At 44.3% G+C, this 26,911-nt stretch carries 18 protein-coding genes and 3 pseudogenes; 13 read left to right on the forward strand and 8 right to left on the reverse strand.

All coding sequences use genetic code 11. The annotated features are described in order from the left end of the window. Window positions 1–173: 173 nt before the first annotated feature. Window positions 174–1,327 (reverse strand): annotated as a pseudogene (locus BJP34_RS38115) (RNA-guided endonuclease InsQ/TnpB family protein). 267 nt (window positions 1,328–1,594) lie between these two features. Between BJP34_RS38115 and BJP34_RS33750 the strand changes: the two are divergent. From BJP34_RS33750 to BJP34_RS33760, 5 genes and pseudogenes are all read left to right on the forward strand, one after another. Then, window positions 1,595–3,814, forward strand: a pseudogene (locus BJP34_RS33750) (AAA-like domain-containing protein); the annotation flags it as partial. 36 nt (window positions 3,815–3,850) lie between these two features. Beyond that, a complete protein-coding gene (locus BJP34_RS50625; RefSeq protein WP_418904180.1) occupies window positions 3,851–4,399 on the forward strand; it encodes a WD40 repeat domain-containing protein in 549 nt (182 codons plus the stop codon). 457 nt (window positions 4,400–4,856) lie between these two features. Continuing rightward, the gene (locus BJP34_RS33755) at window positions 4,857–5,489 is read left to right on the forward strand and encodes a WD40 repeat domain-containing protein (protein WP_070396109.1); all 633 of its coding nucleotides are present in this window, start codon (window positions 4,857–4,859) and stop codon (window positions 5,487–5,489) included. A 271-nt stretch (window positions 5,490–5,760) separates the two neighbouring features. Next, entirely contained in the window at window positions 5,761–6,009 is a 249-nt protein-coding gene (locus BJP34_RS41725; RefSeq protein ID WP_149031330.1) for a hypothetical protein, read from the forward strand. A 39-nt stretch (window positions 6,010–6,048) separates the two neighbouring features. Beyond that, window positions 6,049–7,161 (forward strand): FHA domain-containing protein, encoded by a 1,113-nt coding sequence (locus BJP34_RS33760; protein ID WP_070396110.1) that lies wholly within the window; start codon window positions 6,049–6,051, stop codon window positions 7,159–7,161. Here BJP34_RS33760 and BJP34_RS33765 read toward each other — a convergent pair. The 6 genes from BJP34_RS33765 to BJP34_RS33790 all read right to left on the reverse strand — a co-directional run bounded on the left by BJP34_RS33765 (window position 7,103) and on the right by BJP34_RS33790 (window position 19,249). Next, the gene (locus tag BJP34_RS33765) at window positions 7,103–8,389 is read right to left on the reverse strand and encodes a hybrid sensor histidine kinase/response regulator (RefSeq protein WP_070396111.1); all 1,287 of its coding nucleotides are present in this window, start codon (window positions 8,387–8,389) and stop codon (window positions 7,103–7,105) included. The genes BJP34_RS33760 and BJP34_RS33765 overlap by 59 nt on opposite strands. Beyond that, entirely contained in the window at window positions 8,376–11,126 is a 2,751-nt protein-coding gene (locus BJP34_RS33770) for a CHASE2 domain-containing protein (protein WP_070396112.1), read from the reverse strand. The genes BJP34_RS33765 and BJP34_RS33770 overlap by 14 nt, the downstream gene beginning before the upstream one ends. A 527-nt stretch (window positions 11,127–11,653) precedes the next feature. Continuing rightward, entirely contained in the window at window positions 11,654–12,352 is a 699-nt protein-coding gene (locus BJP34_RS33775) for a DUF928 domain-containing protein (RefSeq protein ID WP_229424155.1), read from the reverse strand. Between the two features lie 251 nt (window positions 12,353–12,603). Continuing rightward, window positions 12,604–15,300, reverse strand: coding sequence for a CHAT domain-containing protein (locus BJP34_RS33780; protein ID WP_229424156.1), 2,697 nt, complete (start codon window positions 15,298–15,300; stop codon window positions 12,604–12,606). A gap of 831 nt (window positions 15,301–16,131) precedes the next feature. Beyond that, on the reverse strand, window positions 16,132–17,877 hold the full coding sequence (locus BJP34_RS33785) for an ABC transporter ATP-binding protein (RefSeq protein WP_070396114.1): 1,746 nt from the start codon (window positions 17,875–17,877) through the stop codon (window positions 16,132–16,134). Between the two features lie 691 nt (window positions 17,878–18,568). Further along, on the reverse strand, window positions 18,569–19,249 hold the full coding sequence (locus tag BJP34_RS33790; protein ID WP_070396115.1) for a hypothetical protein: 681 nt from the start codon (window positions 19,247–19,249) through the stop codon (window positions 18,569–18,571). Between the two features lie 464 nt (window positions 19,250–19,713). Here BJP34_RS33790 and BJP34_RS33795 point away from each other — a divergent pair, with 464 nt between their 5' ends. Then, window positions 19,714–20,091: a hypothetical protein gene (locus tag BJP34_RS33795; RefSeq protein ID WP_229424157.1), complete on the forward strand. Its 378-nt coding sequence runs from the start codon at window positions 19,714–19,716 to the stop codon at window positions 20,089–20,091. Between the two features lie 1,113 nt (window positions 20,092–21,204). Then, the gene (locus BJP34_RS33800) at window positions 21,205–21,606 is read left to right on the forward strand and encodes a hypothetical protein (RefSeq protein ID WP_229424158.1); all 402 of its coding nucleotides are present in this window, start codon (window positions 21,205–21,207) and stop codon (window positions 21,604–21,606) included. A gap of 271 nt (window positions 21,607–21,877) precedes the next feature. On the opposite strand, the gene BJP34_RS48160 is transcribed toward BJP34_RS33800, so the two are convergent. Then, the gene (locus BJP34_RS48160; RefSeq protein WP_229424159.1) at window positions 21,878–22,057 is read right to left on the reverse strand and encodes a hypothetical protein; all 180 of its coding nucleotides are present in this window, start codon (window positions 22,055–22,057) and stop codon (window positions 21,878–21,880) included. 105 nt (window positions 22,058–22,162) lie between these two features. Here BJP34_RS48160 and BJP34_RS33805 point away from each other — a divergent pair. From BJP34_RS33805 to BJP34_RS33825, 6 genes and pseudogenes are all read left to right on the forward strand, one after another. After that, window positions 22,163–22,694, forward strand: a pseudogene (locus BJP34_RS33805) (RRXRR domain-containing protein); the annotation flags it as partial. Between the two features lie 190 nt (window positions 22,695–22,884). Beyond that, entirely contained in the window at window positions 22,885–22,974 is a 90-nt protein-coding gene (locus BJP34_RS50630; protein ID WP_418904088.1) for a hypothetical protein, read from the forward strand. A 51-nt stretch (window positions 22,975–23,025) separates the two neighbouring features. Further along, window positions 23,026–23,676: an HNH endonuclease gene (locus tag BJP34_RS33810; protein WP_070396118.1), complete on the forward strand. Its 651-nt coding sequence runs from the start codon at window positions 23,026–23,028 to the stop codon at window positions 23,674–23,676. Between the two features lie 104 nt (window positions 23,677–23,780). Further along, the gene (locus BJP34_RS33815; protein ID WP_070397025.1) at window positions 23,781–24,911 is read left to right on the forward strand and encodes a glycosyltransferase; all 1,131 of its coding nucleotides are present in this window, start codon (window positions 23,781–23,783) and stop codon (window positions 24,909–24,911) included. A 100-nt stretch (window positions 24,912–25,011) separates the two neighbouring features. Continuing rightward, window positions 25,012–25,743, forward strand: a complete 732-nt coding sequence (locus BJP34_RS33820) for a sugar transferase (RefSeq protein WP_070396119.1) — start codon at window positions 25,012–25,014, stop codon at window positions 25,741–25,743. A 591-nt stretch (window positions 25,744–26,334) separates the two neighbouring features. Beyond that, complete coding sequence (locus BJP34_RS33825) at window positions 26,335–26,895, forward strand: 5-formyltetrahydrofolate cyclo-ligase (RefSeq protein WP_070397026.1); 561 nt, start codon at window positions 26,335–26,337, stop codon at window positions 26,893–26,895. Window positions 26,896–26,911: the final 16 nt, after the last annotated feature.

The raw sequence follows: 26,911 nt of genomic DNA on the forward strand, positions 1-26,911 counted from the left end.
CGCACGCTGCGCGAACAGCTGTCAGCTATCAGCTAATGAAACAGCAAACATGACAGAACCACAATCATATGACTATCAAGTTGGTGGCAGTCTGCTCCATCAAACGTGTACAAAGCGTCACATAACGAGACTTTGTGTGTTGATTTCCTGCTTCAACGGGGGCATGGGAGCGGTTAACCCTCAGCAGGCTTACGAGTCGAGCCGTACTCGTTATAGCGTTCTAGGTTCACTGAGGCATGTCCTACGCGATCAATCTTATTTCCACAGCAACCACACTCATAAATCCTTTCAGATAAAGGCATTGGCTGTTTATTTCCGCATGATGAACATAATTGACTAGATGGAAAGAACCGGTCAGCTACTACTAACTTGGCACCGTAGCGTTCACACTTATACTGAAGTTGCTGCCTGGCTTCATACAGTCCATTATCACCGATAACTTTGGCTAATTTATGATTAGCCATCATCCCAGAAACGTTTAAATCTTCTATGACAACTACGCTGTGGTTTTTAGCTATATAAGTGGTCATCTTGTATAGGTGCGCTTTCCGCATTAAGAATTAAATTCGCCACGGGTCGCACCTGAAGATAATCTTTTCGGATATCAGCAACTCGACGGTGAAGTTTTTGTACTTCAAGCAAGGCTTTTGAGTAATTCTGAGAGCCTTTTACTTTTTTAGATAATTTCCGTTGAACTCTAGCTAATTTCCGTTGAGCGTTGCGGTAAGGCTTAAGTCCTTCAAACTCTACACCAGAGCTTAATACAGCTAGGGTTTTTATCCCAAAATCCACACCAACTCTTTCTCGTTCTTTAAGTGTTGGTTCAAAGGTCTTTTCCATGGAGAAGCTAATATACCACTCCCCGGCTTTCTTGTAGATTGTGACTTTTTTAGTTAGACAATCTGGTAGGGCTTCAAACGTTCTTACCCGCTTCAGGAAGGGTAAGTTATGAATTAGCCCACCTAATCGAATCGGTCTCCCTGAATTATCAATAGTAAAGCGATCATTTCTACCCTTGCATTTGAATCTAGGGTACTTACCCCATCCTTTGAAAAACCTTTTGAATGCTTCCCCTAAATTGATGAAGGCATATTGGTAAACCTTTGAGGATAATTCCCTCATCCAGGGATACTCAGGTTTGACATAGTTGGTAAATAGCCGCTTTAGGGTTTTAGTGTTAGGCTTTAACCCTTGATTGTAGGCATCTTTCCACATCGCGTTGGCCCCAGTTGTACACCCACCGACTAAAACCAGCGTGTTTGGCCATCAAGGTTTTTTGACGGTTGTTAAGCTTCAGTTTTGTCGTGTAAGAGTGATTGGGAGCCATAGCGTGTAACTTGTTATTATCTAAATTATACCCACAAAACCGCTCAATGAGCAAGGGCGAATACTGCTTAAAAGTAAGGCTAAAAGAACATGAACACGGTCAGCTACAAAGCTCGAACGCAGACGTCTTAGGTTGGTCTATGTCTCAGGTGGCGAATAGATCCGCAAGCTACCGAAAACAGACGCAAAGTAACGCTAACTATTTACTAAGTCCCAACTCCCAGTTAATGCCACCAGCTACGTAACGCGACAAGCGGACGAAGACTTTTACCAAAGCTTGAAAGCGGGTCAGTTTTGTTATGTACTAAATTCGCGACAGATGGGCAAATCCAGCTTACGGGTACGGACAATGAAAAAGCTGCAAGCAGAAGGAATCCTCTGTGGTTTTATTGACCTGACCGGGATTGGCAAAGAGGATGTCACCCCAGAAAAGTGGTATGCTGGAATAGTCAATGCTATTGTGAGTAGTTGCCAGCTCAGCAAACAATTTAAATGGCGCAGCTGGTGGCGGGAGCAGCGGGATTTGCTTTCCCCTGTGCAACGGTTGAGTCTATTCATTGAGGAAGTGCTGCTCGTTCTGGTTGAGCACAAAATTGTTATTTTCGTCGATGAAATTGACCGAGTTCTGAGCCAGAATTTTTCCGTAGATGATTTTTTTGCTCTGATTCGATTCTTCTACAATCAACGAGTAGATAATCTCGCCTACCAACGGCTCACATTTGCCCTGTTAGGGGTGGCAACTCCAAGTGATTTAATTACTGATAAAACTCAAACCCCCTTTAATATTGGTAAAGCGATTGAACTGCGTGGATTTCAACTCCCTGAAACACAGCCATTAGCTCAAGGATTAGAGGGTAAGGTAGATCATCCCCAAGCAGTGGTTCAGGAACTATTGAACTGGACAGGAGGGCAACCGTTTCTGACCCAAAAGTTATGTCAGCTGGTGGCTCAGAGTGCCGACAGTAGGAGTATTCTCAGTGCCCAATCCATTGAGCAGATAGTTCAAAGGCGCATCATTGAAAATTGGGAAGCCCAAGACGAACCAGAGCATTTGCGAACCATACGCGATGCTCTTTCAGAGCCGCTACGCGATGCTCTTTCAGAGCCGCTACGCGAACGCATTCTCCGTAACCAGCAGCGTGTTGGTCAGCTTTTAGGAGTATATCAGCAAATTTTAGAACAGGGGGAAATTGTTGCTGATGGCAGTTCCGAGCAAACCGAGTTGCGACTGTCGGGGTTAGTAGTTCAGCAGCAGGGAAAATTAAAAGTTTACAACCGTATTTATGAGCAGATTTTTAATATAGAGTGGGTTGAGAAACAATTAGAGAAACTGCGCCCCTACTCTGAAGACTTCAATGCCTGGGTTAGTTCCAATTATCAGGATGAATCACGACTGTTGCGGGGTCAGGCTTTGCAGGAAGCGCTTTCATGGTCAAATACTAAAAGCTTGAGCGATCTAGATTATCGCTTTTTAGCTAGTAGTCAAGATCTAGAGAAGCAAGAAGTTGAACATGCCTTAGCACTCAAACAAGAAGAGAGTCGAATCTTATCCCAGGCGAATGAGACCTTAACTCTAGCGCAACAGCAAGCTCAAGCCCAATTAAAGCAAGCGCAACGAAAATCCCGGAGAATAGTTAACATTGGTTCCACAATTTTGGCTATTTCCTTGGTAACAGCAGCATCAGTAGGTTTACAAGTTAGACAAGCAAGGCGACAACTGCTAGAAGCTGATGTTTTATTAGCCAGTGTTTCTTCAAAAAGAGCCTTTGAGTCTAGCCCCTTTGATGCACTACTGACAGCCTTGCCAGCAGCACAAAAACTGCAAGCCTTAGCAGAGTCTGGCTCAGTCAAAGATTATACGCGCCTGCAGGTCAGATCTGCACTACAACAGGCTATTTATGGCATTAGAGAGCGCAATCAGATCGAAGGACATCGTTTTGGTGTCACAGATGTAAAATATAGCCCTGATGGCAAGCTCCTCGCCTCTGCTAGTGAGGATAGGACGGTGAAGCTCTGGAATGTGGAAACTGGAACCTTGCTGCAAACCCTTGAAGGTCATCGTGGTAAGCTATGGAGCGTCAATTTTAGCCCTGATGGTAGACTCTTAGCCTCTAGCAGTGAGGATGGCAGAGTTAGGATTTGGAGGGTAGCAGATGGCAGCGAAGTACAAATCCTAGAAGGTCATAGTAATTGGGTCAGGAGCGTCAGTTTTAGTCCTGATGGTCAGACTTTGGCTTCTGGGAGCTCTGACAAGACAGTGAAACTGTGGAAGGTAGCAGATGGCACCGAAGTGCAAACTCTTGAAGAGCACCGCAACGCTGTTACTAGCGTTAGTTTCAGTCCCGATGGTAAGACCCTAGCCTCCGCCAGTTGGGATTACACTGTCAAACTCTGGAATCTGGAAGATGGTAAATTGATACACACCCTCAAAGGCCATCGCCATAATGTTAGGAGTGTTAGTTTTAGTCCAGATGGCACCACCTTAGCTTCTACTAGTGAGGACAACACTATCAAGCTCTGGAGTGTGGCAAATGGCACTCTCTTGCAAACCCTTGAGGGTCATCGCAGTCCTGTCTGGAGTGTTAGTTTCAACCCGAATGGTAGAATCCTGGCTTCGGCTGGTTCCGATAACACAGTAAAGCTATGGAATCTAGAAGATTTAAAAGACTTAGAGCCAGCAACCATCGAACCGCAAACCCTTAAAGCTGATCGCAGCCGAGTCTGGAGTGTTAGTTTTAGTCCAGATGGTCAGACCTTGGCCTCCGCTAGTCAGGACAACACTATCAAGCTCTGGGTGTTAAACAGCACTGAACCACAAACCATCGAAGCACATGGGGGGGATGTTAGAAATGTCAGTTTCAGTCCCGATGGTAAGCTACTTGCTTCTGGCAGCTCTGACAAAACTGTGAAGCTATGGCAGGTAGAAGATGGTAAACTGCTACAAACCCTGGAAGGACATCGCAGTTTGGTCAGAAGCGTCAGTTTCAGTCCCGTTAGCCTAGCTTCCCCGGAGGGGGTTGGTAGAATTTTAGCTGTCCGGCAAAAGAAGCCCCACACCTATGCTGCGCATTAGGTGTGGGATGAATTTTGCACAAGATATTTATGTAATAGGGAACAATTACGATTGAAGATCGTCTATAATAAAAGAAGTAGGGAAGACAAATTAAGAGCTAACCGCCACCTACTAATTAAAAAATAGAACTTATTTATTGTTCCGGCGCGGAGGGGCATCCCGGAGAGGAAACCTTATCAGAGGGTCGCCTTAATCATAAAGTTTTAACCCTGTTATGCATAGCCTGCTAACCATTTTGGCTCCACTCTTCTTGCGGTAACTTCTGACCGTGTCGTTAATAAAGCTTACCGTGTATCCGTTCGCGCAGCGTCGGCGAAAGCCGATAGCGATGGCTGGAGTTGGTAAGAAGCCCACACTGAACTCGTTCGCGAAGCGGCTCTGTAAGAGCAGAGTCAGTGTGGGAGTATGTCACCTTCTGCCAGCTCTGACAAAACCGTGAAGCTATGGCAGGTAGAAGATGGTACCCTGCTACAAACCCTCGACCATCGCCTTTGCTGAAGCTAATTCACCTCTGGGATATCTACTGGTTACCAGCATCAGTTTCAGTCCTAATGGCAAAACCATAGCTTCTGCTAGTTCCGACGGCAATGTCAGGCTTTGGAATGTCGAAAATGGCACTCTAGTGCAAACCCTTGAAGCTCATAGTAGTTGGAGTACAAGTGTAAGTTTTAGTCCCAATGGTAAGAGTTTGGCTTCCGGTGGTGATGATACTATAGTGAAGCTGTGGAATTTAGAGACCACTGAGCCACAAACCCTCAACAGTCATCTGGATAATGTCACCAGTGTAAGTTTCAGCCCCAATGGCAAGATTCTTGCTTCTGCCAGTAATCACCGCACCGTGAAACTTTGGAAGGTAGCAGATGGAACCGAGCTGCAAACCCTTGAAGGTCATAGCGGTTGGGTCAACAGCATTAGTTTCAGCCCCGATGGCAAGACCTTAGCTTCTGCCAGTGAGGATAACACTCTCAAACTATGGAATTTGGATCTAGACCTAGATGATTTAATTAGGCTGGGTTGCGACTGGCTCACAAATTACCTTGCTACTCATCCAGAAGAAGAAGAAATACGTAAGATTTGCCAGCATGGTTGATTAAGTCAGTAATTGGTTTTTTGAAAGATGCTATAAGTGTTGAATAATTTATATTTCAAACCTGATTTAAGCTAAATTTTTACTATAACTTATTATCCACAATATTTTTATCATGTGTTTAAAAATCTGATTTTTTTTATGCTCAATCGGTTTAGGTAAACGCCATACTAAATGAGTAAGTAATTGCAGTGAAAGCAAACAAGAGTATTTCAATCATGAAACCCAACAAAACAAACACTAATCCATCTAGCCAACAATTTTTTTAAAAAGATTGTGTCTATCTCCATTAGCTTTGATCGCATTTTTTGAACTACCATTAACATTTGCTAGTAAATTATCAGGCATTTTATGTAAAAGCCAGGGTAAAGGCATCTTCCCTCTTCTATACAACCCGATGTATTGTACTCAAGTACAAACCGTTATAATAGATTCAGCCGGTTCCGGTAAATCCCTGTCCGACATTCATCTCGCCATTGATCAGGCAGCATTCCATCGGAGCATCCTGTCGGCGGAATGCTAAAACAAGCACTACTCCCATCACTCCTCTAAACAAAATCTAATGTCTGGTAACTCACCCCCACTCATTCAAACCCTGACCCCAGAGCGTTGGGCAGGGTGGAGCATGGACTTTATCGGGGCAGGCTATATTGCTTTATTTGTCAAAAATGGTCGGTGTGTGCGGGTATGGAAGCCAGGGCGTCATGTCAGCTTCGCCCTACCCTGGCTAGAAAAATGTGAACTGCTCCTAGTAGACAGCAAACTCCGGCACTTGCCCATTACCTCTCAAGGAGACTTTCTATCCCGCGATCAGTATCTTGTCAATGTCTCTTTGAATGTAATGTATCAAGTCGTAGATGCCAAACGAGTTGCCCTAGAAATATCTGACCCCATTGCTGCCTTAACTAGTGCCGTTAAAGATAGTTTAGGAGTAGCAATTAGTCACCTCAGGATGGAACAGTTAACCAATCAGGGACGAGTAGACGTCCGACAATACATTCTCGACCATGTTGACGTTTACTATACCGTAGGCTTTTCCATCGAAGATGTGCGAGTCAGTGACATCAGCTTTCCTAACACACGAGGGATAATTCGTCAAGTCGAAGGGATGAGTGCTCGACAGGAAGCAGAACATGAAGCGGTTCTAAAAATGCAGATTGCCAATGCTGGTCGCCCAGAACTCTCCCCACCACCAATCCAGCAAGTCAATATCCTCCCTGGTGGAGAAGCTAACTCTAAACACTCCATTGTCAATCAGGAAGTACCTAGGGCTACAATTCCAGACGAATCAGCCCCCACACCCAGTCTGCCCATTCGCGATCAACCAGTACTTGCCCCAACCGTACTTTTTTCCAATCCTACCCCAGCAAGCAAGGGGCGTTTAGTAAACCGTTCATCCGGTGCCATCATTGTTTTGTCTGCTAATCCTTTCACTATTGGTAGAGAACCCACGAACACCCTAGTGTTAGAAGATGCGATGTGTTCTCGCAACCATGCCCAAATTCTCCAAATTCCAGAGCCTCAGAACAAAGTGCGCTACCAAATCATTGATGTGGGTAGTTCCAATGGTACTTTTGTAGACCAACAGCGGCTTACTTCCCATCAACCCTTTTGGCTCAGTGCAGGAAATGTGATCCAGATTGGTAATCAGGAATGGACTTTCGAGTTACCTTGAGCAGTTGATCCGCATCTAATACTCTACGAGGCAGCATTACCGTAAAGGTAGTGCCAACACTGACATCACTGTTTAGACTAATTGTCCCGCCATGGATATCGACACATTTTTTGACAATAGCTAACCCCAGTCCACTACCAGAAATATTTTCTACATTCGAGCCTCGATGAAAAGCATTAAACAGATTATGTTGGTCTTTCCTCGGAATGCCAATCCCGTCATCACTCACCTCAAAAATAACTTGGTTATTTTGACAGGCAAACTTAATCAAAACCTTACCTCCATTAGGGGAATACTTGATGGCATTGTCAATCAGATGGGTAAGGATTTGCAGTAGCAGCTTAGAATCAAATAACGGTCGCCCACACTGTTGATCAATGTTTAAAATCAGGCGATGTTGCTCACCATAGTGCTGTTGCATGTCATCCACTAGATCACGCACAAATACTCCTAAATCCAAAGGAGTAGGCTGAAACTCCAGTTGTTCAAATTCCGCCTTATTAAGGAACATCACATTACCCATTAAGTCCGTTATCCGTTGAACAGCTTCTCGGATCCGTTGAAAATGTTGGCTTTGCTTAGATTTATCCCATCTATCGCAGTAGGCTTCCAGCAGTTCAGAACTGGAGAGAATGCTGGTCAAGGGCGTGCGGTACTCATGGGAAATGGCTATGATCATCCGAGATTTCAGATGATTGAATTCTTGTTCTTGGGCTAGAGCTTTGCGTAGCTGAGCTTCTAATTCTCGCAGTTGCTGGTTTGCCTGTTGTAGATCAGCAGTGCGTTCCGCTACCCGTTCCTCTAAGTACAGATTTTGGTCTTCTAGTTGTTTGGTCAGGAAATGCAGTTGTAAATGCACCTTGAGACGGGCTAACACTTCTTCAGTCTGAAACGGCTTGGTGATGTAATCTACAGCCCCCAGGGACAAACCTTTTATTTTATCAACCGTATCATTCAGAGCAGTCATAAAAATCACTGGTATTTCATTAGTTGCCGGATTAGATTTCAGTCGGCGGCAGGTTTCAAAACCATCCATTCCCGGCATCATTACATCTAACAAAATCAGATCTGGTCTTGCATATTCGCTCTGATCGATAGCCGTTTCACCATCAGTTGCTACCAAGATTTCCCATCCCGAATTTGCGATCGCTTCTGACAACACTTTCAGATTCGTGGGATTGTCATCAACGATCAAGATAGTGGCTTGCTCAACTTTATTGATAGTCATGGATTTCCCCCCTGAACGATTTGATAAATTCCCGAATTTGCTTAACCTGAAAGCTAGTTGCTAATTGCCTTAATTCATTGGCAAAAGGACTAAATTTTTTATCGATCTGTTCCAGTTCAACCACTGTTTTCTCTATGCCATGGATATTGCCTCTTTTTGCCAATTCAAATAGCTTTTCAATCACCTCAGCTGGTGGAGCTAAAATTTCATCTGTCTCCAGGGGTAAATTTTCTGTATTTATACTTTCTAGGTGATTATTGGCTTCATAAACCCAATCAATTTTTAAATATTTTTGTAACTGATTAAAAAGATAATCCATATTAATTGGCTTAGATAAAAATGCATCAGCTCCAGCCTTTATACTGTTTTCTATGTCAGTTTCAAAGGCACTAGCAGATACAACCATAATCACTACATTTGGCAGTTGGTGTGATTTTCTAATAGCACCGATCATTTCCAATCCATCCATAATTGGCATCACCATGTCTGTCAAAATTAAATCGGGCTTAATTTCTGTTGCTTGCTGATAACCTTCTTGACCATTACTTGCTTCAAAGCAACGAAATCCAATCGACTCTAGTAGGTTAATGAGTAACGAGCGATTGTTGAGATGATCATCCACTATTAAGGTGGTTGGAGGTTTACCTTTAATGCCAACAATATTGCTGCTGTATACGACTGTTTCTTGCTCCAGGGATTCCGTAGCAATTGCTAGTTCCAAATCTAGCCAAAACTTACTTCCCTCACCTAAGGTACTCTCCACTTTTATTTCACTCCCCATTAGGGAGATAAGTTTCATACTAATTGCTAATCCCAAGCCAGTACCTTCTGACTGTTTTTTAGTATCTCCTACCTGCTCAAACGGCAAAAAAATCTTTTTTAATTGTTCTGGAGTCATTCCTACACCAGTATCTTCAATTTGAAACCTGATTGTGTGGGAACGGTCACCATTCAACGGTGAAACAATTAAACGTACTTGAAAGGTTACACTTCCAGTATCGGTAAATTTAATCGCATTACCCAGTAAATTAATTAAAACTTGCCGCAGGCGTTTTTCATCCCCATAAATTGCCACTGGAAGCTGAGGATCGGCATGGTAAATAAACGATATACTTTTTTCCTGGGCACGAATCCGACAAATTTCTACCACGCCCATCAAGAAGGAAGCAAAATGAAGATCACTTTTGTGCAGCTCTAGTTTCCGAGCTTCAATTTTCGATAGGTCTAAAATATCATTGATTAAAGTAAGCAAATGAGAGCCACACTGGTGAATAATACCGATGCCATCCAGGTCTGATTTACTTATATTCGAGGAGCGTTTGAGGATTTGAGCGTATCCCAAAATTCCATTGAGGGGAGTGCGCAGTTCATGGCTCATGTTAGCCAAAAATTCGCTTTTTGCCTGGTTAGCCACATCAGCAGCTACTTTGGCTGTTTCTAATTCTTGGGTGCGCTCTTTAACTTTGACCTCCAAAGTGCGAGAATAATCTTGCAATTGCTGGTTAGCTTGTTTCAATTGCCATTGATTGTGGGTATTAGTTCCTAAAATTGCCGATAAACCTAGAGCCATTAATGGGGAAATTACAGGAATCCACCAACCTGTTATAAAGACTAAATAGCTACCACCGACAATCATGCCCCCTGTGATCAAAATACTCAGAATTAATTTGCTCAGGAGATGTTTTCTTAACCAGTTAGTCTCTGGTAATAGCCAACTTCCTACGGCTCCGATCAACGAACAGCAAAAAATCCATAGCCCCTGTGCGTTAACAGACCATACTCGCAGCAGAAGTCGTCCATCAAGTGCTGCACTCAACATCTGGCTGGCGATATTAGCATGAATAACGACACCAGCCATTTCCTGAACGGTAGAGGTCACACTGCTATCATAGGGAGTCGGAAAAATGTCGTTAAGGCTCGGTGCAGTCATACCAATCAAAACAATGCGATTGTACAACTGCTCCGGCGAAATTCTATTGTTCAGAACATCACTGATGGAAACTATATTGAAGCGCTCCTGGGTGCCACGGTAATTCAACAATATTTGGTAGCCTCCAAGATCTGCACCTTGATAACCAGCATTTTTCTGGGTTAGATTGAAAAATCTTGCTTGACCTAATTGGTAAGACTCGCGCCTCCCATCGATTTTTTTGAGATTGATCCCTTTGGCTTGAAGATACATCAAGCTCAATCTAACCCCTAAGGTAGGTATATCCTGACCGGATTGATCTGCTGCTGATATCAAGCTTCGCCTTACTTTACCATCCCCATCTAGCACCAAATCGGCTAGAGCAACTTGATCTCGTTGTGCTAAGATCGGAGGTGGTGCAACTCTTTTATCCCTCAGCACGGACTTCACTCCAATCAAGTTTGGTGTGGACTTCATCACCTCAAGCAACTTCTGATAACCAGGTTCCACTGGAAAATCGCGATAAATATCCAGACCTATAGCTTGAGGCCGGTATGCTTTAATTTTTTTGATTAACTCAGCTAAAACAGCATCAGAAATCGGCCATCCTCCAAGTTGAGTCAGATCCGATTCATCAATGGTGATAATCACAATGCGATTATCAATGTCTTCAACCGGACGCAGGCGAAAAAATTGATCCAGGGTAGCCCACTCCAGTAGCTGGAACCATCCTGCCGTATCCAAAACAGTGACCAGTGCAGCCACAACGGGAGCTATTATCAGTACAAAGCGCCATTGCTTCAAACGCTCTTTAAAGTGAAGCCACATTCCCCTTAGTCAATCTCTAATCTAGGTCAGGTGTGTTCTCTACCAACCTTGGTGAGAAGCCTATAGGCGCTTCTATTGGTTGGCAGGATTCCAGGAATAGCATCGACCGGTAGAACTGCTTTTGTGGTGAGTCACTAAGCCGTCGATAACTTACCTACAGAATTCCCAGTAAATCCTGACTAAGTAACAGTCTTGAGAAAACAAGCAAAAAAGGGAGAAAAATTGAGCTTGCCCAATTGTGGAATGATTGAGGCTAATTGGTCATGGATAATTGCTAACTGACTCAACTATACTTGATTGAGTTTCTTAGTTCAGCTATTGACAGGATAGGACGGAATCAATTCCGTAAGTTGTTTTAAGCCCCATCTTAAACCCCTGGTTTTCAACCAGGGGTTTAAGATGCGATATTTTTTGGAGTTATCACAAATCAGCTGCTAACTAACCCCTTGATCCAAATAGGGTTAAATCCTTGCTTTCCAAGGATTGCAGGATAATAGTTGATGGTCTGATGTTCAGTTATTTATAGTTTATTTATTAAGCAACGGCTGGTTAGCGATCGCAGTTAGTCCTTGTGATTTTAACAGTTCTTCCCAATGGGAGCGATAGACTGAATTTTTTGGTTCAGCTCGCCTTAAATCAGCCATGGTAGAGATAGTATCGACCCAAATCCCTGATTCAGCCAACAATGAGGCTTTTTTCAGTGAGGCTTTTAATGTCTTCTGATTCATCAAGGTAGAATTGGCTTCAACTCGACGAACCCATCCAGTTACCTCAGGACTATCTGGTTCTAAATACTCCCCACAAATCATCACCAAAGACCACTGGTAATTCTTACCGACCTCGAGTGCTCGAGCCTCAGGTGGTAATTGAACCGCCATTACACCTGGCTGATTAGGCAGACGTATAAAGGTCTGGTAATGATGGTTTCGCTGTTCATCCTCGAAACTTAAAAAAGCTTCTTTAGCTGAAGTCTGAGGAACATATACCAGCAAAGTTGGACGTTCTGCCACCGTTAAGCCCACATTAGTAGCTGGCATCAGCGGTGTGACTGATGAAGTAGTGGTTTTAGCGTCAGAGAAACAAATATCTTCACCCCGGGAAGCTCCTCCCCTTCCCGTCTTCGGTGCTGGATTCTTCCCATTTTGGAACATCACCGCCTGACTTGGCAAACTGTGGATTAGAGTCATTCCTAGGAATAGTAAAGTAAAACAAAGTGGTAATCTCACGGTTAATTTGTTTGATTTCATAAAATATTTCCTATTGCTGCAGGACTTTCTTTATGATCATGCTGGGCACAGAAAGCAAAGCCGATGATTTGCCGCTTTCTAATTTTTGTTTTTGAGGGTTGCTAGAAATTTCAATATAAACGCCTAATGTTTGCGTTCATGTTTGTTTTATGTTTTATTTCTAGTATGTTTTATGCCCAATTGTCCTCTAATAATGTGTTTGAAAAGTCCTTCGATTAGAGATAGAGCAATTACAACCAATTTCCCACTAACACAAAGGGAGCCCAGTAGACAGGATGGTTGTATTCCCCTTTCAATAGCGCTAACTGAGCACGGCGCAACGCTTCAGCTTTAGTTACACCTGCTTGAGCCAGATACTTGTAAAATTCAGCCATCAACTGAGCAGTCGATTCATCCCTTACTGCCCATAGGGTGGCTAAGGTACTCCGTGCTCCCGAACGTACTGCTACTCCAGCTAACCCCAAGACGGCACGATTATCCCCTCTAGCAGTTTGACAAGCACTGAGTACCAATAATTCAATGGGATTAGTGTCTTCTCTTTCTCTTGAGCGCAGTAGTGAATTGAATTGCCGGACATTAATTCGATCGTTCCAGGCTAAAACAAACGTCTCATCGGCAGTACTACTAAACTGACCGTGGGTTGCCAGATGCAATACTGGGAAAGGTTTTGCATCAACGGCGTTTTGGAGGTTGCTATCAGTAAACTCCTGATTCAAAAGCACTGTTGTGGAAATTTTTGACGAAATCTGTTCTAATTCTCGCTTTACTGCTGGCAACGGCTTAAAACCTTGGCGACCCTCACTCAGCCCAGCAGTTATAGCTTGGATCTGTTTCGATTCAAGGGAGCGTGGATCTAAAAGCTGCAATCCTGGACTTAGAGCTATGCTATATTTCTCGATCAGATACTGTTGACCATCATAAAGAGCGGACATGGGTAAATTCCGCAAAGTACCATCTAGCACAAATACTAGAGTTGTGATGCCGTAGTCTTCTAACTCAGATTCTACAGGTCTAATCAGCAAATCATAAGCTTGCTGATAGAGCTTGAGACGTGCTGGCTCAGAAAAAGCTCTATTCAGGGATTGTCGCATCCGTCGGAAAAACTGCTCTAGCTCAGCTTGAGGTATATAAGTTTGGTAGTGACGGAGCGCTTGTCCTGGCACAGAAACGATCACCTCTAACCGTTCTGGCAAGATAATAGGATAAATAACTGCCGCTTTCTGGTCAATCTGGTCGATCTGCCTCGGTTGACCTTTTAAACAGGCTTCCTGGAAAAAGTTCTCTAATTCGGCTAATTGCAGCGATTCAATAACTTGCATCGCCTTTTTCAGGTGGTCTTGACTAATTTCCCCTGACCCTTTTACCCGGGATACCCCTCCTGGCTCAGGGGTGGTGACAGAGGGTTGCAGTAGTAATTCGACTAGCTCTCGATAGATCGGTTCAACAGTTTCAGTGAAAGAAAATTGGACATCTGGATTGATAGCGACTAAGTCTGAGCGCAGTGACTGGAGAGTTTTGACCGCTGAATCGTAAGCTGCGATCGCTTCGTTGATATCCCCCTGCTGTTTGTGCAGCCTCCCCAGTTGCCAAGCGGCACGAGCAGCAATATCTGAGGCATGATTACCTTGGGCAATCTGTAGAGCATTCTCTGTTAACCTCAAAGCCTCGGACCACTGCTGGGTTTGTTCATACAATGAACCTAACTGAGTCATGGCATAAGCTTGAGCTGTTGGATCCCCCAATTCCATGGCTTGTTGCACTGCTCGTGCCAGAATTTTGGCGGCTTTTTGAATGGGTATAGGCACCCCTTGTGACTGTCTAGTTGAAGCAGCTGCCAACTTTGACAAGCTCTCAGCAAAGTTGACCGCAGCGTAGACTGTGGTTCGACTGGGGGGCTGCTGAGCTAGATTAGATTCAATGGCAGGCAATAGTGCGATCGCTTTCTTGTGCTCGTCTAGTTCTAGATAAAGGCTGAGTTGGTTGAGTTGGGCTTCAGTTTGAATTTGTGGGCTAGTTGCTTTTCTCACCACTTGTTGGTAATACTTCAAGGCAGTTTCCGGCTCTTTTAAGTTTCTGGAAGTATTTCCCAAGCTGAAAAGAATGTCACTGGTATCGGTGGGAGAATCTAACTTCTGGGCGATGGCCAAACTTTGCTCTAAAACTTCCCTGGATTCGTGTACATGTCCTACTACTTGCAAAGCCACTCCCAAACTCCGCAATCCCTTGACTTTAAGCAGGGAATCATCTTGAGCTTGGAGCTTTTCATTGACAGCTTCTAATAGTTTTCGCGATCGCCTGTAGAAGCCCATCGTTTGTAGGGCTTGAGCCTGGTTAATCTGGCTACCCAATATGCCAACCTCATCTCCTAGAGATTGATAGGTAGCTTCTGAGTCTTGCCAACTTTCCAGGGCAGATTCCGTTTGTCCCATAGCATTTCTGAGACTTCCCTGAATAGTCAGCGCTTGAGCCAAAATTGACCCTTCCTCCCTAAGTTCTGGACGCTGCAAAATCTTCAAACTTTGGTCAATAGCACTCTGGGCTTGCTCCCATTTTCCCAATCGTTGGTCAGCTAAGGACAGATAGCTCAAGCTCAAAGCTTGTCCCACTTCATCACCTTGTTGCTCAAAACCAACAGCTGCCTGTTGCCAGACAGCAGCCGCCTCAGCAAATCGTCCGGCTTCATAGAGAGTTTTGCCTTGCTCTAGCAACTCTGAACTATGGTCGGCGGGTTGTACCACAAGGGTTTGGGGATTAGAAATAGCACTAACGATTTCCTGGTTTCCACCGACCTTTAGTCTACTCCCCAGTACCGAATGATCAGGATGGGCTAGAGCAGGAACTACCATAGTCACTATAAAAAAGGTTAGTAATCCTAACCAGATAGTATAGTGAAGAGATTTGGGAAGCTTACCTAACTTGCTCATCATCTATGTCGAATAACCACCAGCAAATGTTCTTGGGCTCGCATAAATTTATGTCATCTTAGTTATTAATTAGTTAAGCACCTACACAAAATTCATTACCTACTCTTAATCTCTGTCACCCTTACATTGTAAGGCTTTTAATTTTTGTAAATGTGCAATTTTTTTTGGCACCTGCTTATTTTTAATTGATTATTTTTAATTAGCTGAATATTAGCCATGACCGGAACATACTCTTCCCCAATATGGGAGCTAATCGGGATTAGTTCTATAGTTCCCACTTTTCTAGGCAAGAGCATCAAGCAACAAACTGCTTAAAAATCCGGTTCGATTACCCATTACCTATTACCAGTTGGGTTAACAGGGGTATTCAACCCTGATCAGGTATGGCTATCGATGCTTGATCAACAGCTTTTGTGATAATATAGAGGTATATTGCGATTGGGGCTGTGGCTCAGCTGGATAGAGCAAGCGCCTCCTGAAAAATCGGGCACCATGGAAGAAATTCTGTGAGTGAATGTGGTCAAATTCGGTGAAACCTAAGGGGTATTTAGCTTATTGAGTACTCTAAGGCAATACCGAGCCAAGCCTGAATCTGTGTGCGAGTAATCGTCGAGGTTAAATCCAGGAAGGTGGAGAGACTAGACGGCCACCACCTAAGGGGTATTATCCTTAATGGGTATTATCCTAGGGTGAAGGTATAGTCCAGAGAGTGGGGAAACTCACACCAATCTGAAGCGCTAGGTCGCCGGTTCGAATCCGGCCAGTCCCGTTTTTAAGCTGTTAGCTATTAGGTAAGTTAACTACTTCTTCAATAACTACTTCAACACTTCTTCTCTACTGCAACACTTCTTCTAATTGGTGCTGCTCCCAAAGAAAGCGATAAATACCGGGTTGTTGTAGAAGTTCACCATGAGAACCAGTTTGGACAATTTCCCCTGCGTCCATTACTAAAATCCGGTCAGCCTTGGCAGCAGCTGAAAGTTGATGGGAGATAAAAATTACAGTTTTGCGCTGGACTCCTTCGGAAAGATTGTCCAGTATTTGGGTTGCTGTCTGATTATCCACACTGGAAAGGGCATCATCAAGAATCAGCACTGGTGCATCCATCAGCAGAGCTCTAGCTAAAGCAGTACGTTGTCGCTGCCCGCCAGAGAGGGTTATTCCCCTTTCCCCAACAATTGTTTCGTACTGCTGGGGGAAATTCATAATTTCCGGATGAATTTGGGATTGCGAAGCTGCGTATTCTACCTCTGAGTATTCGCTAATTGGTATACCGTAGCAGATATTGTTTTTAATACTAGTGCTGAACAAGAAGCTGTCTTGAGGAACATATGCGATCGCATTCCGCAAGTCCTGCAAGGGCAGCTTAGTAGTATCATATCCATCCAAAAACAGTTGACTAGCTTGAATATCCAGCAAACGAGGCAAGGCATTAGCCAGGGTAGATTTTCCAGAACCAATGGCTCCCACAATCGCTACTGTCTCACCGGCATTAATCGTGAAGGTAACATTTTTCAGGGCAGGAGTTTTGCTGCTGGGGTAAGTGTAACTCAAGTTTACAGCCTTGAGCTGACCCCTTACTGGCGTTGGCAGACTAACCGAATCTGGGGCATTTGTAATCCGAGGCTGAGCCAATAGAATCGACTCAATACGATCAATACTCACTTCACCGCGTTGATAAGCAGTGATGGTAAACCCTAGCAGTGCTGTGGGGAAGACTAAACGTTCAGTGTAAATAATCAGCGCCACAAAGTCACCAATACTAATAGCACCGGACTCAATGGAACCAGGACCAATGCTTAACAGCACCAGTAAGCTGAGGTAAGTAAGAGCCTCAATTATTGGAAACAGAAAGTTTCGTGTTCTTGCCAAATTGAGATTTGCTCCCAAAAGCTGCTGATTGAGCTGATGGAACGCACGACGCTCGTTTTCTTCCTGAGCGTAGATTTTAATCATGGCGATACCACTCATATCTTCCTGAATCAGCTCACTGAGGTTAGAAAGTTTCTCCTGGACTTCTTGTTGTTGGCTGCGCAGTTTCTCACTAAATAGCTTGACAATAATCAACATCAACGGATAAACCGCTAGCGCTAAGAACGTCAACCACGGATCAATGGCAATCATAACCGGCAGAGTCAAACCGTAGGCAAACACCGTATTCGCCAGACTCAAAACTGCAAAACCCAATAGACGCCGAATATTATCCACATCGCTGGTGGCTCGGTTAATCAAATCACCTATGGTGTTTTGAGAAAAATAGGCTGGTTCCAATGTCAGCAAATGCCCAAAAATCCGCTGCTTGAGGTCAAATTCCACTTTGCGCCCCACCCCAAACAATAGGATGCGCGAAACCATCCGAATCCCCCACATCAATGAGGTGAGTATCAAAATAAGCAGCACAAAGCTCCCGACTTGGTCGAAGCTCAAGGTTTGACTCAACTCGTCAATAGTATCCCTGATCAATAAGGGGATATAAACACCAAGTCCATTGACAATAAGGAGGGCAAAAATACCTAGGGCTGACTGTCGCCAGTATGGGCGCAGGTAAAGCAGCAGTTTTTTCAGACGGGAATTCAGCATGTTACAATACTATACAATTCCCGTCCTGCTTACAATATTTAAAGAATTCCCCTACTATAGGCTTAACCTTTCACCAAAAATCGGGGAGTAATTACCCTCAAGGTAACCGCAGATCAGGATAAATAATCAACCCTTACTGAAGGTGAGAGCCGAGGGTGGTACCGGTTTACCTCCGATGAAACCATAAACCCACACTATACCCGATTGGGTTGATGTGGGTCGGTGAAGTACCCCAACCTGCTTTGGCCGTAGGCCACGCGGGGCGCGTTCGCTGAGGTTGGGGCTTCCCATACTCAACTCAAATCAGGGACGGTCTTATTCGTCAATAGGGTTTCCCGCTTCATCCGCCGATGCCTCAAAAAGCCGCGCTAGAATTGGTCTTACTCAGCGTCCACAGGCAGACGTCCGCCTTCCGCAGACGTATAACTTTTACGACAGACTTACCATGGAATTACAGCTCGATGGCTAACCAGCTGGGGCAAGTCTCTTCCCTGAGCTCTGCTAGTACTTTGTAAACCATTACTGCTTTTACACGCGCAGCTTTTATTAGGTAGCCTTTTAGTCAGTCAGGCGGGTCATCGACCAAATTAATTATAGCACGATTCGCAACAAGTCGTCGTCTCGCTATCCATCCCCACCTTGAAAGAAGGTGGGGATGGATAGCGAGTTTTGTTAAAATAAGGTCTATATTTCAAGAAACATCTCTTGTGGTCGGCGATTCAACTTCTGTGCCAGTAACTCGTCCTCCTCGTAGTTGGAAGTAAATATTGCTAAAGAAGGTGTTAATTACCCCGGTAGTCTGCTCAAGAGCTCCGATAGAAGGGATAAAAGCTTGGATGCCAATGGCTTGATTGGGTGGAACAAGTTGAGCCAACACAGCGTCTCTAGGGAAAGGACTAGCATTAGTAGTCAGCTGAATTAATTCCCCATTAGGGACAAATGCAGTGAGGGTTTCCTCCTGCCACCCGATTGTTTTGGCCATTTGAACCGCAGGTTGGTTTTGAGCGACTCCAGGCCCGAGAAGTTGAGCCAGCCGATTAGATAGAAAAGGGGTGCTGGCCACAAGCAAGACAAAAAATCCCGTCCAAATCAAGGTAGGTCCTGGGTTAGAGATATTGCCACCTTTAATTCGCATTGCTCCTAGGAACCAAAGCAGAAGTGCTAAGCCCAAGGGTTGAAAGGGAAGTGAGAGAATTGTCCATATCGGTGAAACCAGGGCATTGGTTGGGGTGAAAAACAGCAGGACAATGATGGCAAAAACCAAAAAACCCCCAAGCCAGGTGAAATACTGTTTAGGGATGATTTCGAGCAGCAGCTTGGCGAGCAAAAATCCAAGCACTACCCATAGCAGGACTAGAAATAGTAGTTGCATAAGTGAATACCATTGTAAGTTTTTGACCGTTAGCTGTTTGTTGTGGAAGTTTGATCCGACAACGATTACGTCCTATCCGGCTAGTCGTATTCGGCTAATTGATAAACTGTGGTAATTTGATAGGCATACATCCCTCAAATTGGGGGGACATGCTCAGGCAAGAGGAATCTCTCAACAGGTAAATCACCCCAGTCTGAATTGCCTTAACACCGGCATTATACTTGCCATTGGCTGAAAAGCGTCACTTTGAAATTGGTGTGAGTGCGATCAAACTAGGAAACGTTTTCTGTCAAAGGGGTTGAAATTTGGCTAGTTCAACCAATAATCATAGAATACTCTTGGCGAATTAAGAGGGGATATTTGGATCTAACCCCATTTAATAGCAGACTAGGCAAGACTTCATACTCCATGCCTGTTTGCCTCGCGCCGATGATATTGATGGCCGATATTGATGGCCGATATTGATGAGGGAATTGAAAACCTTGCCGGTGGATAAACCAGCTCAAATGGGAAACACTTCATACAACACGACTCCTACCATACAAGAGTCTCTGACGGTGGAAAACCGCATCAGTCGTTTGGAATTAATTGTTGGACAAATCGGAGAGGCAGTACTTGCCACTACCGAAACCATAGACCGTCTGGCTGACCGGGTCGATAACTTTGTCATTCAAGTACAAAACCAAGGGCAGCAAGTTCAACAACAAGGCTACCAGCTTTTTGCTCTAAGTGATGCGGTGCAAACCTTGGCAGAAACTCAAAATGAGTCTCTAAAACAGCTTGAGCAAGTCACACAAACCTTGCAACAGCTTGCTACAGCGATTGAAGCCGGGGAACATTGACTTTCCTGGCTTCAATCGCTGCAGCAAGCTTCTCGATTGAGACTGGGTATGGGGTGTGGGGGAACGGGTGTAGGTTAACAAGAAGGTTAAACTCCCTTTTTCCCATACTTTCACTTTTGACACTCCCCGGCCTGTTCGCGTAGCCTCTGGCACTGCCAGTAAGGCGCGGGGATTCTTAGTTCTACGACACGCCTTTAAATTAGTTATCCAGCAAAGGCAGTACTTAAACCAAATACCCGTTTAAAAACTAAGTATTGAGCCTAATTTAACTAATCGAGCGTGGGCTTATCTCCCTAAGCGTTGGGTTTCCCTAGTTCCCGTGTGCCGGAGACGAAACCTTATCAGAGGGTCGCCTTTATGGTTAGTCGGCTATGGGTAAAAGGGTTAAAACTTTGCCGATTTTGGCTCCACTCTTCTTACGGTAACTTCTAACCCCACGGTACGTTTAGTCTTAAAAGGTTATTTACTGGTGTTTCGGTATCCGTTAAGATCCATGCGTTTTGGCGAGGTATGCGCGCTCCTCGTGTACTAGTATCGCAAAACGCTCGTTATTTTAAATTGGCAGTACCGACGAATCCTACCTGTGCGCTTTCTACATGTTTATTAGATCACATTTTAATCAAAAGCCGTCCGTTGAAGGATTTAAAGTTACCGTAAGAGAGTGGAGCCTTAATTATCAAGTTTTCACCTTTTTGCACTAGACCGACCCACCTTAAAGGCTCCACTCTCGTTCGGCGCGCGTCTCTAGGGGCTTGAGACCCAAAATTTCGGTCAAAACCCCTCAAAACTCTTGGGGCTTATTGACAGGTTTATTGACAATAAATTGCTCTGAAGCATTCCCACGAAACTAAGAAATCTCGTTGAGTTATCAAATGGGAAGAGTTTGAGAGGGGCGTAATACCCCATCCGTCGTTTGCGGTGGGGATGAATAGCCTACACCCACGTGCTAACCCTATCCTGACTCTGAACCTCGTGCATTGAAGAGTGGAGTGTTGTGGAATTCAAGCTAAAGCTTTCCAGCATGGTAAAAATATGCTACCACAACGAGAGTACCCAAAACTGATTAGGAGAGCATTAATGCATTTTCCAACGCGGTACTTCCTCCTTGTTCCGGTGACTGTACTCATGAGCTTATTGACCGTTAGCTGTAGTGGCAAAAAAGTTGAATGTCAGAAAATTATTGAAGTGGCGAACCAGGCAGTTGAAGAAGCTAAAACCCTGACTAATGGTGGAGAATCAAGCGATCCCGAGGCAATGCTCCAGGCAGCTGATGCTATGGAGGGGGCATCTCAAGACATGGAATCGATAATAGTTAAGGACGAACAGCTCCAAGACTATCAAGCTGGTTTTATTAAGATGTATCGCAATACCAGTAAGGCGACTCGCGACTTTGTAGAGGCTTTTAAGAAGCAAGACCGCTCAGCTGCAGAGGAAGCTTTGAGCAATTTGCAGAAAGCCACCACCCCAGAACCAAAATTAGTGGCGGATATTAATACCTACTGCTCAGCTAACTAGGGGGTTGAAACAGTTAATAAAACCCTATTATTACCTCGACGTCTGTATTGCCAAAGAGGTTGTTTAGATGTCTTGTGGCGGGCTGACTGCGCTATAGAATCGCTATCTAGAGCGCAGCTGAAAAACCCTATATTTTTATATCCTGGTTAGGCAATACCCAAAATACCGTAGTTGCTAGGTCTATAGTAAATTTACCATTCAAGTCTATGGTATTTTTCGTTTGTCAAGTAGTGCTAGTAGTATATTTAAACAATCTGCCTTTGATATCTAGTCAGTAATCTCGGAGTCGATCAAACCCCAGGTTTGAAAACGGGGGCTTGAAAAACTCATAGCTGACCCGCCTCAGTCCTTGGGCTTTGGCGCACGCTACGCCAACGACTTCGCTCAGGGCTACGTTTAAATCGCCATCACACCCTTGGATACGCAGCCAGTCCTCTCCTGTGTGGCTCAAGGTTAAACAGTTGTATCGAGATTAAGACAGTGCTTTGAGCGTCAAAAACGATTTAAACATGTTTCTTGGCTAACTTAACCCTAGAAATAGGATAAAAACACGATTATGCGTGTTTTTGTACTCGACAAAAACCTTAAACCATTAGACCCTTGCCGCCCTGCTAGAGCTAGATTACTGCTAAGACGCGGTAGAGAAAAAGTCTATCGTAAGTATCCGTTTACTATCATTATTTTAGATTTAGAGGAGGAAAACTGTGTTACTCACAAACATCAATTAAAGATTGACCCTGGAGCCAAAACGACAGGATTTGCCATCCTTGCGCTTTGGCGCAGGCTACGGGAACAAAATAACGTTGTTATTTGGGGTGCTGAACTCACTCACCGAGGCTTTCAAATCCGAGATGCTTTAACCTCAAGACGGCAGTTAAGACGCGGTATACGAAACCGTAAAACCTGTTATATAAAGTCTAGGTTTCTTAACCGAACCCGCCCCGATAGTTGGTTACCAACGAGTCTCCTGCATCGGGTTTTCACCACAATCACTTGGGTTAAAAATCTGATAATATTTGGCTCTTCCGTACTTGTTATGCTAAATCAACACTTTGGCAAAGGGAGCAGGGAGCAGGGACTGAGGCCGTTGGCCACGCTACGCGAACGGAGCAGGGGAAAGAGGCCGTATTCAGAAAATTTTGCTAGTTAAATAGCCTAATAACCCTTGTACCGTAAGCTTTATGAGTTTTTTTAACTGTCGGTTTAGCATAAAAGGTACTGAAGAACCTAATATTTTGTCCTATATCAGGCCTTTATCAAGAGCTAGTCCGGTTCGATATGCAGAAGATAGAGAACCATAAAATCAACGGTTATGAGTATCAACAGGGTAAATTACATGATTATGATGTCAGAGAATATCTGTTATAAAAATCGGGTATAAAATGCGGATATTGTGGTGCAATTGATACCCCGTTAGAAGTGGATCATATCACGCCTAAATCAAAAGGCGGTTCTAACCGAGTTTCTAATTTAACAATAGCCTGTCACGAGTGCAATCAAACTAAAGGCAATCAAGAAATCGAACAGTTTCTATCTGGGAAGCCAGAGGTGTTGAAACGAGTTCTATCTCAGGTTAAAGAGCCTTTAGCCGATGCCGCTGCGGTTAACTCTACCCGCTGTTCGTTGTACGAGGAACTGAAGTTAACACGACTGCCTGTCGAAACGGGTTCAGGAGGATTGACCAAGTACAACCGTCGGTTCAAGTTACCTAAAACCCATTGGCTTGATGCCGCTTGTGTAGGGGTTGTAGACAGCCTTTATGTTGAAGTTAAAAAACCTTTACTGATTGCTGCTAAAGGTCACGGGACTCGTCAACGTTGCAGAACAAATAAATACGGATTCCCCACTCGCCATTGTTCTAGAACCAAGATTCATCAGGGATTTAAAACCGGTGACATTGTTAAAGCAATTGTCACCAAAGGCAATAAAATTGGGACTTATGTTGGACGGGTTGCCACTCCAAAAACTGGATCATTCAACATCTCGACTGTTAAGGGACTGATTCAGGGAATCAGTCATAAATATTGCAGCACTGTACACCGGAAAGATGGATACTCATACAACTTCTAACCAGGAAGCCCTGTCGGGCTGCTGTTTATGTAAGGGGGAAAATTCCTCCCCATACATGAATGACAGGGGTATCCATTTTCCCCCTTACCAACCCCAAATATCTGATGAAATATGCCTTGGTTCATGAGTGGTTGACTCCCAAAGCAACTGGTGGCTCAGAACTGGTAGTGCAAGAAATACTCAAACACATTGATGCCGACCTGTACGCCCTGATTGATTTTGAATCAACCAATCCCCAGAGTTATCTATATCAGCGCTCTATTGGCACAACCTTCCTACAGAACTTACCCTTCGCTCGTAACGGGGTTCAGAAATATCTGCCGCTGCTACCCTTAGCGATTGAACAGCTGGAACTAGGGGAGTATGATGTTATTCTCTCCTCTTCCCATGCTGTTGCCAAGGGTGTCCTTACTAGTCCCCAACAACTGCACATCTGTTACTGCCATACGCCCATGCGTTATGCCTGGGACTTGACGTTTGATTATTTGCGCAGTAGTTCTATGGGACAGGGTTTTCCAGGGTTGATCACTCGCTATCTGCTTCATCGGTTACGTCAGTGGGACGTGATTACAGCAAATCGGGTGGATTACTTTATTGCCAACTCTCATCACACAGCACGGCGGATCTGGCGCTGCTATCGGCGTAGGGCTGAAGTGATTTACCCACCAGTTAATATTGAACGTTTTCCTTTCCAGGAAGAAAAAGAAGATTTTTATCTGACCGTTTCCCGGATAGTAAGTTACAAACAAGTATCTTTAATTGTTCAAGCTTTTAATCAACTGGGATACCCTCTAGTGGTAATTGGTGATGGCTCAGATTTAGCAGGGATTCGCAACTTGGCTCACAAGAATGTAAAATTTATGGGATTTCAACCCAATCAGGTAGTTGAGCAGTATATGGCTAAAGCTAAAGGGTTTGTCTATGCTGCCTGTGAGGATTTCGGCATTGCCCTGGTGGAAGCCCAAGCTTGTGGTACGCCGGTGATTGCCTATGGTGCTGGTGGGGCACTAGAAACAGTTCTAGATATTCGGCAACATTTAGACAGTGGTACAGGTCTATTGTTTCCAGAGCAAAGCTCAGGGGCTTTGATTGAAGCCATGGAAACCTTTGAGACCTTGGCAGGAAAGTTTAATCGGGAAGCAAGCCGGTTAAACGCTGCCAAATTTGCCCCCAACATTTTTGCTGATCGCTACCTGACATTTCTGGAAAAGTGTTATCAAGACTACCAGTTTTAATTTCTCTGGTAAAAAATTAAATATCCTAGCTGGCTATGCGCTATAGCGAGTGTCTCGTAGCTTTATGATTATGACGTGTGGTGTGAATTGAAGGAGTGAGATGACTGCCGAAAGCCAACTTAACTCCGTCAAGATATTGCGAGCATTCGTGAAGCGAGGTTTTCAGCCCCTCGTTTCACGTCGTAGACACAAGAATCTGACTCGCTATCGCTTAGACGGAAATTTTGCCAAGCGACTGTTTGATGTGACCTTTTCCCTATCAGTTCTAATTTCGTTTTTTCCCGTTTACCTGCTACTGGCATTGCTAATTGTGATCAGCTCACCTGGACCAATTTTTTATGTTCAGGAGCGGGTGGGTAAAGACTACAAACCTTTTGCTTGCCTGAAATTCAGAACTATGGTGGAAAATGCAGATGAAATGTTGCTAGAGATGATCGAAAAATCCCCTCAGATACGGGAGGAATTTCAGGATAATTACAAGCTCAAGGATGATCCTCGAATTACTGGAATTGGAAAATTTCTACGGCTGACTAGCTTAGATGAGTTTCCTCAGTTCTGGAATGTACTCAACGGACAGATGAGTGTGGTTGGTCCAAGACCGTTAGTGCCAGAGGAATTGCCCAAATACGGGCGTCACATGGATAAAGTCTTGACAATTCGACCCGGAATTACTGGCTTATGGCAAGTTTCTGGACGCAATGACATACCTTACAACCGCCGTGTGCAAATTGATGTTTACTATGTCAGTTTCCGGAATTTTTGGCTGGATTTATGGATCATATTGAAAACCATTGGTGTTATTATTTTTCCCAAAAATAACGGTGCTTACTAGAGGTAACTGGTGCCTGCTAGAGGAGAGATTAGGTAATGGGAGAGATTAGGTAATGGGTAATGGGTAATGGGTAATAAGCCCAGTTGCCAATTACCCATTACTGATACCAAGTTGCTCTCAAAGCTATTATTTAACCTATTATTTATCAGAGTAGGAGAGTTTGAGAGGGAAAAGAATACCCCGTCGAATTAGGTCGGGGATGAATTTTCCCTCTCAAATAGTATTAATATAAAAAGTAAGGGTCTCAAAAAAACAGGGCAAAAGACCCTACTCAGCTACCCTGGCCTATGGCCACGCTACGCGAACGGTGCGCGGGAAAGTTACGCCCATGGAGATAACAACCAACTATGTTGTGCCTGGGAATCCCCATTCCTCTTAGGATGGGGAGGTTCAATGCTTAAGGGCTCAATTGAACGGAATTGGTAGATGGGAGTAAACAAGCTCCTATCTACTACCCATGTCTTGATGCAGTCGCTCATGGGGGTTTCCCCCAAGACCGCGCAAATCACGCTAAATGCAACTCGGTATGATTACCCACTATCAGCATAGTTTGTTGATATGATCGCCCTATCAAACCGGAGGGAAGATCAGATGAACAAAGCAGAACTACGCCGATCCCTGCTTCAAAAGCGCCAGTCTATGTCTGTAGAAGAATGGCGGCAAAAAAGCGATCGCATCTGTAGCCATCTGCAATCTTCAGCCCTAGTTACCCAGTCACAAACAGTCTTAGCCTATTTCAGTTTTCGACAAGAACCAGATCTAAGTCCCCTATTTACAGACACTAAGCACTGCTGGGGACTACCGAGATGTGTGGGAAAATCTCTCTTCTGGCATAGCTGGAAGGCGGGCGTTCCATTGCAAAAAGGAAATTATGGTATTTTAGAACCCAAACCTAATGCTACCACCCTAGAGCCAAAGGATGTGAATTTAATCCTTGTACCCGCTGTGGCTTGTGACCAGCGGGGGTATCGTTTGGGCTACGGTGGTGGTTTCTATGACCGACTGCTGAATTCACCAGAGTGGGATTCTATTCCTACCATCGGCATTGTATTTGAATTTGCCTATATACCTCAACTACCCATTGATGAGTGGGACCAAGGCTTGCACAGTGTTTGTACAGAAACAGGATTCAAGAGGGTGGAACAGATCTGAAATTCCTTGTTCGATA

The sequence above is a fragment of the Moorena producens PAL-8-15-08-1 genome (assembly GCF_001767235.1).
Classification (GTDB): domain Bacteria; phylum Cyanobacteriota; class Cyanobacteriia; order Cyanobacteriales; family Coleofasciculaceae; genus Moorena; species Moorena producens_A.